Here is an 18,563-nt window from a genome sequence, read left to right on the forward strand (position 1 = left end):
TGGCTCCTTGCCGTTGTCAGCGTCACCACCATGAGGTGACCCCTAAAATGTAAACAACATGTTAAGTGCAGGGCAATGGGATTCACTCAGGTAAGACCAGTAGAAACTTCTTTAATTTAAGAAAGACACTGAGATCTTCGGCGAGCAGAAACGAAAAAGGGAGCCCATTCAGGCTCCCTGTCACGGCGAGTTCGGGATCGCTCCTCCCATCACAATGGCGCTGCGGGCCGCCAGGGAGGCAGATCCTGCCAGCACGGGCGGACCGGGATCACTCCCACAGCCGGGTCGGCACCACCAGCAGCATGGTGCGCTGGCCGATGGCCACGTTGGCGTTGGGGAAGACCACCGCCTCCCGCGGTTTCTCTACCCTGTATTGCCGATCCCCGTCTTCGGCCAGCACAAAACCCTGGGGAAATTCGGTGAAATTGTCCACATCGCTGGCAAACAGGAAACGGAACTGCTCCGACTGCTTGTTGATCACCCGATCGATGGCGAAGAGGGTGAAATCATCCGCCCGCCAGGGCTCGAGCAACACCTCATCCTGGGTCACCAGCTCCTGCAACGCCTGGCGCACCTCGATGAAGCGGGTCATGTCGTTCTCGCCGAAGGGGCGCACCTTGCCCAGCTCCACCGTGAAGGCATGGGCCCCGTGCTGGTGCGAACTGTAATAGCTGAAGGTGGTGGTCGGGCCGCTCGAGAGCAGTATGGTGCGCACGCCGCAGGCACCGAGGAAGCGGACCTGCTCCTTGCAGTGGGGGCGCTCGTGGGGGAAGGGATAGACGGCAAACTTCTCGTGGCGCGAGCCGCGGATGGCGGTGTGCAGATCGTAGTGATAGCGGGGCCTGGCGGGATCGGCGAAGAAGCGGCTCACATACTGCTCCAGGCGCATGGCGCGAATGCGCTCCCGGTTGCACAGCCCCTCCCCCCTGCTGTGGGCACCGGAGAAGAGCCGGTTCATGTTCTCTTCCACCTCCCGCACACCCTGGTTCATGGCGGCGGGGTTGCCAAACAGAAACAGCACCCGGTGACGGGCCCTGAGTTCTCCCCCGAGCAAGCGGCTCAGCAACTGGTTGCAGATCTCGATGGGGGCGGTCTCGTTGCCGTGGATGCCGCAGGAGAGCACTATGTCCTTGCGCCCGCCCGGCCTATCTTCCGCCCCGTGGGCGGGCTCCAGGCAGATCACGCCGGTGTCCCACACGCTCACCCTGGTGCCGTCGGGCAGGTCGAAGTCGAAGGGATCGAGCTGCCACTCGTGGCGACGCGTCAGGGCCAAAAAGTCATGCTGGGGAATCATCCGTCTCACCCTCTTGTCTGGAATACCATGGCCGGATTATACGCAAGGCGAGCGGGCTTAAAATCAATTTTTAAACAAATTCAAACAGTAACGACACAAAATTGGCGATGGTTGATGACAAGTCATTCAACACCAGGGGACGCGAGAGCAATACGGGGGAGGAAAAACGACGGCAGACGGCAAGGGGAAAGGGCGGCTCTTCACGAGGGGCATCAGGCCCCGGGGATCAGCGAGAGAAACGAGGCATCCGTGCCCGGCTGATCAACCACGCCAGAACGGCTTGGTGGTCTCTTGATAGCGATCGGCTTCGTTCAGACCGATGTCCTTGAGCAGGTAGGCGGGCAGCTCGGAGAGCTGGCGACGGCTGCGGCTGCGTTCCAGCCAGGTCAGGACGGTCATCTTGGCGCGAGCAACCAGGTTCGAGTCGCTGGAGTGCTGGTAACCGGCTTCGGTATAGGTCATGTTGGCCATGGTGTGGCTCCTCTAAGTTCTGCACTGGGTTCGTATTTTCTTGCGCAAAGCTTAGTCAGCCCGGTGAGGTGCCTCAATTGACGAATTTTGATACATGACATTAGTAAAAGTAATGGCTATTCTCCCCAGCCATAAAAACATAACCATATGATTTTTATCATAAATGTCAGGGCAACTTTCCCCCGTGCAACCCGACAGCATTTTCTCCTGCATCACGGGTTTCTAACTATGCAGTTTCCTACGTTAGCTATGCACGGACCGGCGCCGGACCCAAAGCCGGCCAGCCCGGTCTCACCACCAATTGTTAACCGAAAGTTTCATTAAAGATCGTTATTTAACAGAACGATGCAGCAAGGCAACGCCTTCGCCACGCACCGCGAGGCGACCCCGATCAGGGGCAGAAAGGGACACTTGGCACCCTGTCGACATGCTGGTATGGTTATTTATACAGTAGTCAGTCATGCTGCCTTTCCCCTCAATGCCGGACAGGCGACACACAGGATCTGCCGATGGACACCTTTACCCCCGCCGCCGCCCTGCGCCAACAGATGGCCCTGCTGGAAGAGGCCCTGGCCCGCCTCGCCAGTCGGCTCGCCCGGCTCGACTTGCAGGAGGCCCATGTCTATCCCCTCCCCGCCGTGGCGCAGGGGGAAGAGCACGAGCCCATCGAGGCCATCGAAGTCGGCCATCTGCAGGGCGACGCGGCGCTGGCCGCGACCCTGGCGGCCTTTCAGGATCACAGCGCCCGCCCCGGCTGCTCCACCAAGGCGACTCATCGCCTGCCGGGCTGGCTGCGCTTCCCCGCCGCCTGTGCCGCTGATCTGGCCCCCCTGATCGAGGAGATCAACGGCCACAAGCTCGCCTTCAAGGCCCTGGTGCAGGCCGCCGGCGGACGGGACGAGAAGTTCGAGCTGGTGCACGGCGCCCTGCCCGGCGTCATCACCCTGCAGGTCTATCGCAAGCTGACCTGGCTTCAGGGGGCGCTCCACTCCCTCGGTTTCACCTGGGCCGACAAGCAGAGCATCAGCCGCCTCAGCCGTGAGCAGGTGCTGGAGATGCTGGAGCGCAGCCGTCGCTACATCCCGGCCCTGTCGGACAACGAGGAGTGGAGCAAGATGGTGGATCAGGAGGTGTACGACATTCGCCGCCTGCCGGCGGATGCCCAGCTGCGCATCCGCCGGCCGGTCAAGACCCACCCCATGATCAACCTGCTCTGGCAGGACAGGGAGCCGCGCAAGCAGCAACTCAAGGCGAGCCTGCCGTTGCTGCTCTGCTCCGATACCTCGCCCAGCGTCACCCACCTGGGCCACTACCCGCCCAAGCTGCGTCAGGCGCGCCGGGATCGCAAGATTGGCGGCGAGCCCATCATCGAGCGGCTGCACCTCTACCTCTATCAGGGGTAGCTCGCCCGCACGGCCCCAACGACAAGGGGAGCATCCCAGATGCTCCCCTTGTCTCGCTCACCCGCACAGGCTGTCAGCTCATCAGCAGCGCTCTCAGGCTCTCCACGTCCAGCCCCTTCACCTCGGACTGGCCGCTCAGGAGGCCATCGGCCAGGGCCCGCTTCTCGTCGTGCAGGGCCACTATCTTCTCCTCCACCGTCTGCTCGCACACCAGCCGATAGACGGTCACCGGCTGGGTCTGGCCCATGCGGTGGGCCCGATCGCTCGCCTGATCCTCCACCGCCGGGTTCCACCAGGGGTCCAGGTGCAGCACGGTATCGGCCTGGGTCAGGTTGAGACCCGTGCCCCCCGCCTTGAGACTGATGAGGAACAGGGGCACCGCTTCGTGGCGAAAACGCAGGATGGACTCCTGACGGGACTTGGCGGAGCAGCCGCCGTCCAGATAGCAGTAGTCCCACTGCTTCTGCGCGATGCGCGCTCGCAGCAGGCTCAGGAGATCGACGAACTGGCTGAACACCAGCACCCGGTGGCCGCCGTCGATGGCCTCCTCCAGCAGGTTCATCGCCTCGTCCAGTTTGCTGCTGGTCTGGGACCACTCCGGCATCACCAGCTGGGGCGAGCAGCAGAGGCGCCGCAGCCGGGTCAGCCCGCTCAGCACGTGCATCAGGGCGCGGCCATCGGCGCTCTGCACCTGCTGCACCACCTCGCGCCTTGTCGCCTCGTAGAGCTGGCGCTCCTCGGGGGAGAGGCTGATGTGGTGGATGATCTCGGTCTTGTCCGGCAGCTCGGTCAACACCTGCTGCTTGAGGCGGCGCAGGATGAAGGGGCTGATCACCGCCCGCAGCATCGCCATGTGGCGGGGATCCTTCACCGCCTTGCCGAAGCGGCGCTTGAACTCGCCGAGGCTGCCGAGCAGGCCCGGGTTGATGAAGGTGAACAGGCTCCACAGCTCGCCGAGGTGGTTCTCGATGGGGGTGCCGGAGAGGGCCAGGCGAAAATCCCCGTCGAGCTGGAACAGCAGTTTGGCACGCTGGGTGCCGGCATTCTTGATCTGCTGCGCCTCGTCCAGCACCATGCTCGCCCAGTGACGGGACTTGAGCGCCTGGGAGAGGCTGCCGAGCATGCCGTAGTTCACCAGGATGATCTGCCCGGCCCTGGCCTCTTGGATCAGGGTCGCCCGCTCGGCGGGGTGCTCGAACACCACCACCTCCAGCTCGGGGGCAAACCGCGCCACCTCCTCCTGCCAGTTGGTGACCACTGACTTGGGTACCACCACCAGGGCGGGGCCGAGATGCTGGCGCATGCGCAGCACCATGAGCGCCTGCAACGTCTTGCCTAGGCCCATGTCGTCGGCGAGACAGGCGCCAAAGCCGTGGTGGGCCAGGGTCGCCATCCAGCGCACCCCCTCCTTCTGGTAGTCCCGCAGCGCCGTCAACAGCTCGGGGGCACACTCCACCTCCTGCTGCCACTCCTGCTGCAAGTCGTGCCAGGCGTCATCCCCGGCGGTGGTCACCGCCGACAGCAGGCGGGCCAGGGGATAGGCCAGCTTGTTGTTGATGCGCTGCTCGGTGTCCAGCATGGCCCCCAGCATGGTGAGACGCTCCACCAGCTTGTCGCTCAGCATCAGGCTGGTCTTCTCGTCGAGCTGGACGGTGCGCTGCCCCGGGGTCAGCTGGCGCAGGATAAGGCGAAGATCGAGGATCTGGTGCTCATCCAGCGCCAGCGCCCCCTCCACCTGGAACCAGTCCTGGCGCCGCTCGATGCGCAGGCTCAAGGCCGCCTCGTCGAGGCTCTTGAGGCGGGCGCTGTCCTGGTGCCAGTGCACCACCACGCCGGCGTCCACCAGCTCGGGCAGGGCGTTGACCAGGGTCAGCGCCTGCTCGCCATCCAGCTTCCACTCGTTGCCCGGCAGGCCGATGGGCAACTGGTTGCGCAGGCGCTGGGCCTCGGCCTTCTCGGCGGCCAGATCCCGCTGCCAGTAGTGGTACTCCCGGATCCCCTGGCGCACCATGGCCTCCCCCTTGCCAAGGGGCAAGGGAGGGAGATCCCCCTCCCGGGTCACCAGCTGGACCACCAGCTGGCCCTCCTGCCAATCCAGCTGGACCGAGGGGATGCCGGGCCAGGGGGCCAGCTCGGCGTTGCCCTTGAGCCCCGCCACCTGGCTGTGCCAGGGAAGATCCGGGATGGCATCCAGGGTGCGCTGGAGCTCGTCGAGCCCGGCGGGCGGCAACGCAGGGATAGCCTCCAGGGCCGGCAGCCTGTCGAGCAGCGCCTGCGGAGTCAGAATGAGCTGCCACAGATCCTGGGCCAGGGGCACGATGTGCGCGCCACGGGCCGCGGCGGCCGGGCTCAGCAGAGCCTTCATGCCGGCGCCCTGGGCCGCCGGGTCGTGGGCGCCTTCCTCCGGCACTATCTGCAGCAGGGGGGCGCTGATGGCCAGTTGCAGCTTCTGCCCCTTGGCATTGAACAGGCGGGGGTGGTCCGCCAGGGGGCGCCAGGCCTCTCGCGGCAGCTTGCCCATATTGCGCTGCAGGGTGCGCACCAGCGCCCAGTCCGCCTCGTCCAGCAGGTTGGCGTACTGGGTGGAGAGCAGGGCCGGATCGACCCGGCGCCCGGCGGTCCACTCCCCCTTGGTGCTCTGCTTCTGGATCTTGCACTCGAGCTCGGGCCCCTCGGCGTGGAGCAGCCATACCAGCCGCTCCTGAGGCTTGCGCACACCGCTCGAGCGCCCCAGCCCCTGCAACCAGTTGAGCCAGCTCGCCGAGGCGGGCGCCTTGCCTTCCTCGCCCTGTGCCCCCTCCTCGTCCTCATCCAGGGGGGAGGCGCGCAGCGAATGCAGCGGGGCACGCACCGCCCCCTGCCCCAGCAAGAGCCGCAACAGATCCTGGCAGAAGGCCATCAGACGGTGGCGCGGCTCGGCCTCGAGCAGGTGGGAGAGATCCCACTTGTGCAATATGGTCACCTGGGGACTCTGTTCGCCGTGGCGGGCCAGGGCGCAGAGATCGAGCCAGAGATAGCCCCAGTGCAGCTCCTCCAGCGGCAGTTGCAGAGTATCGAACAGCCCCACCGCCTGACCGTGGCGATCGCCCGCCCACTGTCCCAGCAGATCCGCCAGCAGGGGGGAGCCATTGCCCAGGCTGCGCTGCCACTTCTTGCGCTGTTCGCTCCCCTGCACGGGATCCGCCTGCTGCAACCAGCCGAGCCAGAGCAGGGCGCTGAACATCCTGGGCCAGGACCCGGCCCCCCCCTGCACCTGCCACTGCCCAAGCGCCCTCTGGAGCCGTTCGGCCAGGGGCTGTTCATCCTCCCGCGCCGCCAGTTGTTGTAGCGACGGCCAGTGAGTGGTCACCTCGCCGGTCAGCGGGCCGCAGAGCCACTCCCACTCGGTGGCCAGCGCCTCGACCCGCGCCGCCAGTGCAGGGGCGCAAGGGGTGACCAGGGACGCCAGCGGCCAGCTCGCCTCCGGCTCGGCATCCAGCAGGGTCTGCAGGGCGAAGTGTTCGAGCAGCAGGGTTTGCCAGGCGGGGCTGGAGCCAGGCAGCAGGCGATGGGCGTCGGGCAGATCCAGCAGGCTCAGGAGCTCCGCGCTCTGGTAATAGGCCGGGATCTGCCCCGCCTCCCCCAGGCAGAGCTCGCGCACCACCCCTTGTGCCACCTCCTGCCCCGTGACCGAGGGCACCCGGCGCCAGTCCGGCATGGGGCAAGCCCCCGAGCGTACCGCCAGGATCAGGGTCAGGGTCCCCTCCGCCGTCAGGCTCCACTGCTGCTCCGTGCGCTGGCGGATCAGCCCCAGCCGCTCCAGCCGGTTCAGGGTGTCGGTCAGCGAATGCTGCCCATGCAGCGTGTCTTGCAGGTAACGGGTGCTGGCGGCGCGCTGCAGTTGCAGCTCGCAGAGCAGGACATGGCAATCCGAAGAGAGGGTGAAGGCTGACATCGGAACTCACGGGCAGATGCAAAGGCGGAATTTTAACGGGAAAGCGGCGGCGGCTCGACCCTTAAGCGCGAATTAGCACAAAAAAAGCGGCGCAGGGATCTGGAGGCGCCGCCACGGCCACTGGCTCAGGCTGCCGGCGCCATAAAAAAAGGCGCCGCAGCGCCTCTTGATTGAGCCAGGAGTCACCCTCAGCCTTCGAGCCGTGCCAGGCGGGATTCCAGCGCCTGCAACTGCGACTTGAGGCGCTCGACTTCCTCTTCCAGCTGGCTCAGGCGATCGGCGGCAGGAGAGGCGTGGCTGACTGCCGGTGCGCTCTGTGCCAGGGCCTCCAGGTCTATCTCCCCGCCGAACAGGTGGGCGTAGCGGGACTCCCGCTTGCCCGGCTCCCGGGGCAGCTTGACCACATAGGGCCCCCGCTCGACGAGGCCGGCCAGCACGGCATCCACCTCGGTCACGTCGTCGAAACTGCACAGGCGATTGGTGCGCGAGCGCAGTTCACCCGGGGTCTGCGGGCCGCGCAGCAAGAGTTCGCAGACAATGCCGAGCTCCTGGGCGCTGAACTTGAGCTCGCCAAATTCGGTGTTGCAGAAGCGGTGCTGGTAGCGCGGCACCCGGGCGTTGAAACCGGCGGTATTGACCACCAGGCGGCGGCGGATCAGCTCGTCGATCACGGCGCGGATGTCCAGCTCGGCGAGCTCCAGCACGGGCTCGCGGTTGCTCTTCTGGTTGCAGGCGTTGACCAGCGCATTGAGCGAGAGAGGGTACTGATCCGGCGTGCAGATCTCTTTCTCTATCAGGCAGCCGATCACGCGCGCCTCTAATGGGCCTAGTACTATCTCCATGTCATACTCCCTTGCCAAACAAGACGTTAAGACGGTTATCTTAGCCAAGACGCTACCGCCGTCCAGCACTCAAGCCCGTTTTTGCGAGCCGATGCCCCCCTTGGTGCAACCTTGTACAGCTCCTGCCTCGACGTGGCTATACAGACTTGTCGACCCGGGTGTCCGCTCCCGTGGTCAGGATGCGCACCCTGTCCCCCTTGGCGAAGGTGAGTGCGGGATCCTGCTCCTGCACGACGTTGAGCAGTTTGCCCGCCTCCGTCTTGATCAGCAGCTCGACCGTCTGCCGGCCCTGCCCGCTCTGTTGGTTACCCTGGCGGCGGCGGGAGACTTCGGCCCCCGCGACGGCCCCCACTGTGGTGGCGACGGTCTGGCCGGAGCCACCGCCAAATTGGCTGCCGACGGCGGCTCCCAGCGCGGCCGCCCCTATGGTGCGAAGGGGCCGGGTAGTTCCCTGCCGGGGCGCCTCCTGGGTGAGGAGGCGGCTCTCCTGTACCGTGCCGTATTCCACCTGGGCGCTGGTGCCCGCGACAGCGGGCGAACCCGTCAGGGCGAGCAGGCTGATGACGATGAATGCACTCTTCTTCACGATATCCACTCCGGTGACGACCAAGACCCGATGACGCCGACCCCGCCTTGGGCCACGCCATCCCCCCGGGGAGACTACACCACCAAAGCTGACTGCCAGCTTGCCCGAGGTGGAAATGATCACGGCCGCGAGGCGGCCGTGATGGAAAGACACCGAGGGCTGTCACTCCGGACTATGAAGAGGGCTTGCGCTCCAGGGTCGCGGCAACGGATCTCGCCGCCGAGCCGGTGAGCAAGGGCTCACCCGGATAAAGCACCAGGGCCTCGGCCCGCAGGCGATCGGCCTCCTCATGCCTCCCCAGGGCATTGAGGGCGATCACCATGTTGGCGTAAATATTGGCCCTGGGGGTATGGCGCACGAACCCCTGTCCCCAGTCGAGATAGGCCTCCAGCTCCCCCTTGTTGTTGCTCTGCAGGCCCACCATCAGCCGCACCGCGTTCACGTCAAACTCCACCCGGGTCAGCCAGGCCATGGGATTGACGATGTCGAGCAGAAGCGCCGGCTGCTTGTAACCGCCCCGCTCATACTTGGTCACCACCCAGGCGGTGTGCAGGGCCGTCAGCATAAAGGGCACGACTATGAGGGGAATGGCGATGGCCGCGAAGCGCAGCAAGAGCCAGGGGCGACAGACATGCTCCCGCCAGTTGGCGTGGCCGGCCAGCCCCTCCTCCTCCACTTCCGCATCCACCACATGGATGAGCAGCAGCAGCGCCCACCACAGGGCAATGGCGTGGTAGAAGGGATATTCGGTCTGGGTATGCAACAGGATGGGCGTGACCAGGGCCAGCAAGGCCGCCCCCCTGACGATGCCAGCACGACCCAGCCGCCACAGCAGGGCGCCCCCCATCAGCACCATGCCGAGCATGGGGGCCAGCCCCCCCTCCACCGCCCAGTAGAGAAACTCGTTGTGGGGGTGATCCAGGTTGTATTCGATCTGCACCATGGCGGGGTTCAGCGCCTTGTCGGCCATGTAGTGCTGCAGAAAAACGGACTCGAAGCTGCCGTAGCCCCAACCGCTCCAGGGCGCCTCGGCGATGAGCCTGGCAGCATAGGGCCAGTAGACCGAGCGCATGCCGCCGGACTGGTACATCTCGAGCCCCCGCTTTGCCCCCGCCATCCCGTACTGGGAGGCCAGCCCGAGCGCCACACCCAGGGCCACCAGACCCAGCATCCGGCCCAGCAACCGCTCGCGGTGCAACCGGGGCACGAGCAGCAGCAGGGCCAGCACCCCGCCGAGTTGCCCCACCCTGGATTGCACCACCACCAGCAGCAGGGACGTTGCCAGGATCACCCCATAGCGCAGCCCCCTGAGCCAGGGGTGCCCATGGCCCCGCAGCTCCAGCCAGATGGCCAGCGACAAGCCGGTCGCCATGAAGCTCGCCATCACGTTGGGTTGCTGGAAGATGCCGTAGGGGCGGTTGACCTTGGTGTCATAGCCCAGCCAGTTGCCCGGCACCAGCAGGTAGTACTGCACCAGGCCGAGCAGCGCCTCTATGGCGACGGCACCCAGCAGCAGATAGAGCAGCCGGTCGCGTGCGCCGCGATCCAGTCGCCACTGGTAGAGGCTGGCGAGGAACAGCAGGCCGGCAAACAGCCCCAGCAGCCGGGGAATGGCGTAATCCTTGAGCTCGAAGCCGGGATAGGCCATGGGCAGCAACAGCAGCAAGCCGCCAAGCCACAGGACCGTCAGCAGCGGCGAAACCATCAGCCGCTGGTTGAGGGTGACCTGCCACAGCCCCAGGGCCATCACCAGGCTCGCGAAGATCCAGCCCCAGGCGTTGAACGGCAGGTAGAGCCCGGCCCCGCCGGGGTTGTGCATAAAGAAATGCATGCCCAGCAGCCAGTACAAGACCGACGTTCCCCAAAAAACCATATGAACTACACTGCACTCTCTTCTCATTTATGCCTCATCATGCATAAAAAAAGCCGTGACAGTGAAAACACTATCACGGCTCATCACACTAGCGAATCAATACCGAGAAGAGTCTTACAGCGGCAGGCGTTCGGTCATGTCATACAAGGTATGGCTACGGCTGAGCATCTGCCCCCCATCTCTTGTCAGAGGAACCCATCCAATTGTTCCCTTGGATGTTGTGGGGCGAATCAACATCAAATCAAAGGGAATCGTGATGTAGATGCCTTTGGTAAAACTGCCTTCCCCATACTCTTCGGCCGACACATCCGTCAAGGTTGCATATGCTCCCATCACAATCCCGGAGTCAAAGCGCTTGGAGAAATCAAACGTGGCCCCCAGGTCACCAGCCAGATAGCGCCCGACAGCTACCTTGGCAGTGACATTGTCCATGAAAGGCAACTGCCAATAGCCAGTCAGGTGACCCGTAGCAACGTCGTAGTCAGCCATCTTCAGGGTGTTGTTCCAATCACGCTGCTTGACCCAGTTGGTATCCAGACCCAGAGCCCATGACTGACCGAAAGGACGATAAAGCACCTCTCCCCCGACACCGGCGTACATCATTTCCAGATATCCGCCGTATGCTTGGCCGTACCACTCCTGACCAAATTGCTCCATATGCGTTAACTGGAGGTTGTTCAGCAGTATATTGGAAGAGTCGACATACTCTCTCACCCAGGTGCGAACTCTCGGTAACGCATCTGTATCGGCAGGCGGTGTTTTGTAATTAAATTTGTCGTAGTTATTCGCGATATTGAAGAACAACGTACCCTGTAACCAATCCTTATCGGTAAGACGCAACTCACTGTTGGCATTAATACCTATCTGGTACATATAAAATGATTCAGGGCCACCAAAAGATTGCGTCAGGGTAGGGTCAAATGAATAAGAGAACCACTCTGGTTCAGATTGGTAGCGAATCGTTCCCTGAACAGGATCTGGTACTTTTTGATGATCTACTGCCACCGTCTCCTGCCCAAGAACCTGGGGCTGGTTAGCCTTTCGCACAGAGTCGAGATCGATCACAGTCTCTTGCAACTGGAAATCACGCTGGCGCTCAATGATTCTCAACTCTTCGACAGTCTCAGGTAGATGATTAATCGCAACCAAGGCCGTACGATCGATTGCTTCTTGCTGGTCTCTGTATTTGTGCTGTTGGCCCAGCAAGGTTACCTTGGACTGGTCACTATAAAGTGAAGCCGCACTCCAACCAGCATTGTTTTCAAATTGTCCCGCCATAGCAGGCCAATCAACTTCAGAGGCATCAGACGGAGCCTTACCTGCAGTGTAAACAGGACGGGGTTCATCTAAATGATTCTGCCGCAGATCATTAAAATTGGTACGAAGAGTCACGCCCCACATCAGAGTATTTCCCCTCTGATAACTAAGATGGGTGTCCATGTAGTCAAACAGACGATAAACAGCACCTATATTGATAGGGGACGAATGGTCTATTTTCCCAGCAAATTCATTACTATAATCATTGCCATCATATTCCAGCTTCAGGCGAAGTGGCTGCCAAGGTGTCTGGTATTCAACACCACCAAATAATGCAGCATTACCATGAAACATATTCCCGGTTTCAAATCTACCACCGCCGCTGGAATAACTATTATCGCGGGAACACCAATCATCTTTCCACTCGCAAAAAGGATTGGTGATATTCCCGCTCTCTCCCATATTCCCCCAGCCCATGCCAAGGGTGAAATCAAACGGGCCAACACGCTTGCTGCCGACAATATACTCACTATCAAACAGCCCCGTTCCCATCAGGTCACGGAAACCCAAAGAGATATTCGGGATCCAGGTAGACTCCTCCAGCAACCTGATTTTGACATCCATTCCTTTGTCTTTGTAAGTCTGGTCGCCACTGAAATCGGGATTCGCGCTATAAAGGCGAGTTCTTACGTCTGTATAACGCAGAGTGGCTTCAAGCCAGTCGAACGGCTGCACTGACATGGACCAGCGACGATACTGATCATCATCAACATAATTGGCACTGAATTCACCCGTCTTGGCCATCCTGGCGGTTGGCATTTGCAGCAGGCCAACTCCGCCAAAGTCACTTTGTGATGGCCCCAACGGCTCAAAAATGTCGGCATCGGCGTGGGTTGCAAAGGATACCAGCAGGGCAATCAGTGAGAGTCTTGGGTAGGTCATTTGGGCATCCGATTCGCTAACAACGTCAACATGCGTGTATTCAAGTCTTGATACTGCTCAGGCAGCACACTCGGCGTAAAACCGACAAACAAGGTCGCTCCTGGCATGGCTTCGACATGGCGTTCATTCCAGATGGCAACGGGGATCCACTCAGATTTGCCACTGGGTGAGATCAAATAAGCACCGGTGTCATCACTGCCAGACAAGAAATTAAGTCTCTTCCAATATTCACGCAGGCCCGCAGCAGGTAAAACGGGGACTTCGCCGGGGTGACCAATCAAGCCAGCCAGATAAATTTGCGAACGGCGAGGGGCAAGATACAGCTGATAATCCCCCTGCAATACGGGGTTGACACCTGAAGGTACCAGGCTGATATCCGGGTCGACAGGCAATTCGAAACGCCCCGTCAAATGCAACTGCTGTAGCTGTTGATGCAACTGTAAAGCGGAATGGGCGAGCTCAGCTTCATCATGCTGTTGCCAGTACGTTGCCAGCAAGGTGAGATCCTTCAGCACGGCTTGCTGTTGATACTCAATGTCCTTTTGGCGCGCAGGGGTGGAAATATGCGCGACAGGCCAATAATTCTCGTACTGGGAGACTGCCGAGTTTAACAATACGTCACTCAACAGCATGGACTGGGGATGGGTCATTGTTGTTTTCGGTTGACCTTGCCACCAAATAGACACGGACACATCCGCCATAACGGGGGCAAATCCCAAGGTAGCGAGCAATAAGCTATATATTATTTTCATGATGAGTAGGGCTTAAGGAATGTCATTTCGATCATTGGCAAAGAAGGACCTAATTGCTGCTGGAATTTACGAACTTGACCTGTCTGCTCATCGATCCAGAAATGATTCAGCCATCGATCTTCATTCGGGGCGGTAACGACGTGCTCTTCAACAATCGCCGTTTTATAGGGGCGGTCCATAATATTCAGAACCTCATTACCCGTCTGCGTGTAATGCATGCTCAAGGGATAACCACTGGTGTATTTTTTCGACCACTCAGCGACGCTATACCACACCATCGATGGCGTCTTGTCTAACCGGGAGGTCTTCAGCGGATCCTTCTCCAAACTCCCCAGATAGCGCAAATCATTTGGCAAACCCACTGTTTTAATCAAGCGCCCATGTTGGGTCACAAACATCACACCATCGGCACTCATCCATGACATGCGCGGACCATTGACATAGGCCAGCACAACCAAGGCCTGGGGTAGATCCCCCACCTTGATATAGGCACTCGCATAGGGCAAGGCTCTCAATTCAGATGCTGTCAGTACGATGTCATCAGGCTTTTTAAATACATAGCCCAAGGTTTCTATTGTCTGATGCGTTGAGGTACTGCATCCAGCCAATAAAATCGCGGCTGATAATGCCAATAACCTGAGGGGGGGGAATAAATACTGTGCCACGCGCAATAAACCATCCATGAGGGACTAAGAGGAAAAACAAGGCTGCTCAAACTGAGCAGCCTTGTTGAATGTTATCGGGTTGACGTGGTAGTGCTGGTGTTATTGTTGCGGTTATTGGATTCAGATACTGCAACGACAGCCACAAATGCAGCAGCAGCACCAATGGCGATAGTCGTACCAGCCACACCCGCAGCAGCACCGGCCGCGCCAGAACCAGCAGCAACGCCAGCAACTTCTTCTGCAGCCATGCTATTAGCGGAGACAGCCAGCAGCGCGGCCAAAACAAACGCAGTCTTCTTCATATTATCTTCCTTTTTGTTGACACAGCTAAAACTAACACTGAGACGCTGAGTACTCCCAGCGTTATCTAGTATTACTCAAAAGAGGCATCAATTGAACCCTCAATTTTGCCCCTTAGAATATAACCGATCCCTTATCTATTCTCTCAGACTGGATCAGGCTTTCGTTTTATCACCATAGCTATATTGATAATATCCGTAATTACCGTAATAACTGCTGGCTTTCTTTTCTACCGCGTTGAGCAGAATACCCTTGATCACCACGCCATTCTGTTCGAAGCGGCGAATCGCCACCTCCACCTCTTTGACTGCCGTCTTGGCAAAACGCGCCACCAGCAAGGAAGCACCTACATGCTGACCGACGATGGCCGCATCCGTGACTGCCAGGATCGGCGGGGAGTCGACGATGACGAAGTCATAATGCTCACTGGCCCAATCCAGCAAAGCCTTGAAACGAGGATGCATCAGCAGTTCAGATGGGTTGGGCGGTACAGCGCCACGACAGACAAAATCAAGCCCGTCAAACCCCGTTTTGCTGATCACCTGCATCATCTCGGTCTGGCCTGCCAGATAAGCGCTCAGGCCGGCCCCCATCTCTTGCCCCATGACTTTCTGCATATAGCCTTTGCGCAAGTCAGCATCGATGACCAGCACCTTTTTCCCCCCCATGGCCAAGGTGGCGGCAAAGTTGGTAGACACAAAGGTCTTGCCCAGGCCAGGGCCAGGGCCAGAGATCATCACTATGTTGTTTTTTGCCTCCATCATGGCGAAATGGAGGCTGGTACGCAGGCTGCGCAGCGATTCCATCGCCAGATCGGCTGGATTGCGGGCGGCCAGCAAGGCTTCGTTGAGCGGCATCGCCTGACGACGTTTCTTCTTTTGTTGCTGCTCGATCTTGGCCTGATCCCCTGAATAAGGAATGGTTGCATAAACAGACAGCCCCATCTCTTCCAACTGCTCGGGGCTCTCTACACCGCGATGGAACGCGGCACGCACCAGGATGACACCCACCGACAGCATGCCACCCAGCAGGGTGGCCAGTACCACGATCAGCGGCTTCTTCGGTTTGACGGCACGGGTTTCGACAGCAGCATCGTCGATGATCCGCACATTCCCGATGGTGCCCGCCTTCATGATATTGAGTTCCTGTTGCTTGTTGAGCAACTGGACGAAGATCTCCTGACCCACTTGCACATCACGGGTCAGACGCAAGATGTCCTGCTGGGTTTTCGGCAAGCGCTTGATCGACTTGTTGATGTTGTTCTTGGTGTTGATCAGGGTTTGTCGCTTTTCCATCAGCGCAATATAGGCAGGATGCTGACGGGTATAGAGCTGCTGCAATTCAGCTTCACGGAAGGTCAACTCATTGAGCTGCTTCTCGAGACCCACCATGGTATCCAGTGCGGCCTTGGCCTCCAGCGACAAGTCGACCGACTCGTTCTGTTGACGATATGTATTGAGCAGTTCTTCCGAACGGTTCAGATCATCTTTGACCTGGGGCAGATGGGTCTGCAGGAAATCCAGACTTTTCTGGGCCTCTTCGGTCTTGCGCACCACGTTCTGCTGCAGATAGTTTTGGCTGATGCTATCGAGCACGGCGCGAATGCGCCCCTTGTCTTCCCCTTCCAGAGCAAGGGAAATGATCCCGGTATTCTTGCCCTTCTCGCTGACCTGAAGATCACGCTGCAACTCGCCGATCACATCCAGCAGTGGCTGCTTGACCAGAGTAAATACCTGACCATCCTGCGCAGCCACATCGGCCACGAGCAGGGTGATATCCTCTTTTGTCAAGAGCTTACCTACCTGCCCTTCCAGTACCCGGCCTTCAACCTCCAGGGTAAAACGGCTATCCCCGATAAAAGCCAATGTCATTGGTGTGTCGATCAACTCGGGAGCCACCTCAAACCGGCTCACCGCCACCTTGGGATAGGGCTGGCCCATCATGCGTGACAAACCACGGCCGACCAGTGGGAAGAAATCGGGAGTCACCAAGGTGTCAAGATGAAGCTCTTGCACAGTACGCCCCAGCACCATACGGGAGGTCAAGAGCTCTATCTCAGCGGCGGCATCAGCCTGTTCGCCGCCCAGCACATCAGCCATATCGCCGAGCAGGGCGGTACCGCTGGCCTTTTTCTCCACTTGCAGCAGTGCGTTTGCCTTGAAGATCGGCGTTGCCAGCAAGGCATAGGTGACCCCTATCACCATAAAGAGGCCGGTGATGGTCACAATCCACCAACGGCCATCGATCAGGTAACCCAGCAGGCGCCCCAGATCGATTTCATCGTTCTCCACCACGGCACTGTTTTGCCGGGACGAAACAGAAGAAGTCGTCATTACACAGAATCCATTTTTATTGTCAGATAAACCTGAACACAGGCTGCGAGTGTTGTTACAGTTTTTTCACCCAGCCATCGGCACTACGCGCCAACAACTGGTAGACGTGTTCATAAGCTTCCCGGCTGAGACGATAGGGATCAGGCACCTCGCACTCACCCAGCCAGTGGCCAAACAGCATGGTCTTGCCGCGAGCGCCAGGATCAATACCGGTCACGGCGGAAATATGCCCTTTCTCCATGACAAGGATGAGATCGGCCTCCTGGCACAACGCGCGGGTAAGCTGGCGTGCAACATGCCCCTCCAGGGAAAGTCCATGTTGCTGGGCCACCTCGGTAGCAACCTGATCGGCTGGCTTGTCAACCAGGGCACTCACCCCGGCCGAGGTGATCTGGCGACCAGACAAACGCTCACGCAGCAGACGCTCACCTGTCGGGGAGCGGCAAATATTGCCCACGCACACTACTAGAATCTTCTCAAACATATCGCTGTTACTCTTTCCCTTCTCCCGGCGCGAGAGAGATGCCACGCCGACACCACATCGAGACTTACCAGTTACGAACCCGCAGCATGCCCTCGGTCAACTCGTTGAACCCATTGATAGAGGGAACCAGCTGACTCAACACGCGGTTCCAGCGTGTTACTGGTGCCGTCGTCACATAGACAACATCATAGGGTTGCAACGCAAACTCGGTACCCATCACCAGAGCGGTCGCATCGCTCAAATCGAGTTGGTAGATGGCTGCTTTCTGCTGCGATTTGCCCGCCGGGCGCAATACGAAGATCCCCGTGGCATTGGCAGCATTCTGGTTCAAGCCCTCGGCACTGCTCAGGGCTTCGGTCAAGCTCATCCCTTCACGACCTATGGTCAGGGTTGAGGCTTTATTGACCTCCCCCATGACGAACACTTTCTGGGCATCATTGCGCGGCACATAGAGCATGTCGCCATCGCGCATCAGCTGGTTATGGGAGAGATCGCCATACTGCAGCAGGTCCTGAAGTGACAGCGGGTATTCCTTGCCCTGACGGGTCAACACCACGTGGTGCCAATCCGCCGTCGAGCTCAAGCCGCCCGCCAGATTGAACGCGTCGAGCAGGGTCATGGGCACATTGGTAATAGGCTGCGCGCCAGGTTTGGCCACCTCGCCGGAGATGTAGACCTTCTGGGAGCGGAAAGCGGCAATGCTGACATCCACCTGCGGGCTTTCAATAAACTGGGCCAGCCGCTTGGCGATATCCACACGGATTTCAGACACCGTTTTTCCTACCACGGCGACCTTGCCGATATAGGGGTAGAAGATGGAGCCATCCGCATGCACCCAGTTACCCGCCTCACTGGCGCTGCGATATGAGCCGGCGGGAATGGTCAACTCTGGGTGATCCCACACCGTTACATTAAGGATGTCACCGACACCAATCCGGTACTCATAGCTGCTGATCTGGCTATTGAGTTCAGGGTTGGCCTTGCCCACCACAGGCGCCTTGCGAAGTTGGCTGACCAGGGCAGGCGTCACCGGGTAAACATCGGCCAGTTGATCAACATCAACCGTCCCGGTAGCCACCTCGGTCTTGCCGCTGGTGGAAAGATTGGTACCCGGTACCACAGTGCATGCACTGAGCAGGGCCACGGCCGACAACAGAGGGATGAGCTGAATCCTTTTCACTTCCACACCTTATTTATGCTTGCCATCAAGAACTGAACCGAAAAATCGCCGTATGATAACGGAGAACACGGAAAATCATCAGGAAAATTTATCAAGAAAATCGGATCTGCCACCAGAGATGATGGCGAGAGACTGTGCGGATTAACCATAGACATGACATGCCTATCAATAGCACCTTGCGTGACGGTGTCCCATATCGGCGCCACGGCACCGCTTGGCCAATTAACGTGGTGGCATGATGTCAATA

General features: G+C 59.7%; 14 protein-coding genes. 1 reads left to right on the forward strand and 13 read right to left on the reverse strand.

Translation table 11 applies throughout. The annotated features are described in order from the left end of the window. Positions 1-268: 268 nt before the first annotated feature. Positions 269-1,294 (reverse strand): succinylglutamate desuccinylase, encoded by a 1,026-nt coding sequence (astE, locus tag BN1132_RS08175; RefSeq protein ID WP_042076690.1) that lies wholly within the window; start codon positions 1,292-1,294, stop codon positions 269-271. A 261-nt stretch (positions 1,295-1,555) separates the two neighbouring features. Beyond that, entirely contained in the window at positions 1,556-1,765 is a 210-nt protein-coding gene (locus tag BN1132_RS08180) for a DUF1127 domain-containing protein (protein ID WP_042076692.1), read from the reverse strand. A gap of 509 nt (positions 1,766-2,274) precedes the next feature. On the opposite strand from BN1132_RS08180, the gene BN1132_RS08185 reads away from it, so the two are divergent. Next, positions 2,275-3,168 (forward strand): DNA replication terminus site-binding protein, encoded by an 894-nt coding sequence (locus tag BN1132_RS08185; protein ID WP_042076693.1) that lies wholly within the window; start codon positions 2,275-2,277, stop codon positions 3,166-3,168. Between the two features lie 73 nt (positions 3,169-3,241). On the opposite strand, the gene BN1132_RS08190 is transcribed toward BN1132_RS08185, so the two are convergent. The 11 genes from BN1132_RS08190 to BN1132_RS08240 form a co-directional block, all read right to left on the reverse strand. Next, positions 3,242-7,102, reverse strand: coding sequence for a DEAD/DEAH box helicase (locus BN1132_RS08190; RefSeq protein ID WP_042076694.1), 3,861 nt, complete (start codon positions 7,100-7,102; stop codon positions 3,242-3,244). Between the two features lie 188 nt (positions 7,103-7,290). Further along, complete coding sequence (locus tag BN1132_RS08195; protein ID WP_042076695.1) at positions 7,291-7,944, reverse strand: YceH family protein; 654 nt, start codon at positions 7,942-7,944, stop codon at positions 7,291-7,293. A 136-nt stretch (positions 7,945-8,080) separates the two neighbouring features. Continuing rightward, a complete protein-coding gene (locus BN1132_RS08200; protein WP_052447009.1) occupies positions 8,081-8,530 on the reverse strand; it encodes a glycine zipper 2TM domain-containing protein in 450 nt (149 codons plus the stop codon). Between the two features lie 172 nt (positions 8,531-8,702). Further along, positions 8,703-10,403, reverse strand: coding sequence for a PglL family O-oligosaccharyltransferase (locus BN1132_RS08205; protein ID WP_042076696.1), 1,701 nt, complete (start codon positions 10,401-10,403; stop codon positions 8,703-8,705). A gap of 114 nt (positions 10,404-10,517) precedes the next feature. Then, positions 10,518-12,602 (reverse strand): YjbH domain-containing protein, encoded by a 2,085-nt coding sequence (locus tag BN1132_RS08210; protein WP_042076697.1) that lies wholly within the window; start codon positions 12,600-12,602, stop codon positions 10,518-10,520. Continuing rightward, positions 12,599-13,288: a capsule biosynthesis GfcC family protein gene (locus tag BN1132_RS08215; RefSeq protein WP_167335704.1), complete on the reverse strand. Its 690-nt coding sequence runs from the start codon at positions 13,286-13,288 to the stop codon at positions 12,599-12,601. The genes BN1132_RS08210 and BN1132_RS08215 overlap by 4 nt, the downstream gene beginning before the upstream one ends. 62 nt (positions 13,289-13,350) lie before the next feature. Then, positions 13,351-14,019 carry a YjbF family lipoprotein gene (locus BN1132_RS08220; protein WP_244462924.1) on the reverse strand — a complete coding sequence of 223 codons (669 nt, stop codon included), beginning with the start codon at positions 14,017-14,019 and terminating at the stop codon, positions 13,351-13,353. 71 nt (positions 14,020-14,090) lie between these two features. After that, a complete protein-coding gene (locus BN1132_RS19450) occupies positions 14,091-14,321 on the reverse strand; it encodes a hypothetical protein (RefSeq protein ID WP_084202696.1) in 231 nt (76 codons plus the stop codon). A gap of 153 nt (positions 14,322-14,474) precedes the next feature. After that, a complete protein-coding gene (locus BN1132_RS08230; protein WP_042076705.1) occupies positions 14,475-16,652 on the reverse strand; it encodes a polysaccharide biosynthesis tyrosine autokinase in 2,178 nt (725 codons plus the stop codon). Positions 16,653-16,707: 55 nt separating this feature from the next. Further along, positions 16,708-17,136 (reverse strand): arsenate reductase/protein-tyrosine-phosphatase family protein, encoded by a 429-nt coding sequence (locus tag BN1132_RS08235; protein ID WP_042076707.1) that lies wholly within the window; start codon positions 17,134-17,136, stop codon positions 16,708-16,710. A 64-nt stretch (positions 17,137-17,200) separates the two neighbouring features. Further along, positions 17,201-18,316 (reverse strand): polysaccharide export protein, encoded by a 1,116-nt coding sequence (locus tag BN1132_RS08240; protein WP_042076710.1) that lies wholly within the window; start codon positions 18,314-18,316, stop codon positions 17,201-17,203. Positions 18,317-18,563 lie beyond the last annotated feature (247 nt).

The organism is Aeromonas sanarellii, assembly GCF_000820085.1.
Taxonomy (GTDB): Bacteria; Pseudomonadota; Gammaproteobacteria; order Enterobacterales; family Aeromonadaceae; genus Aeromonas; species Aeromonas sanarellii.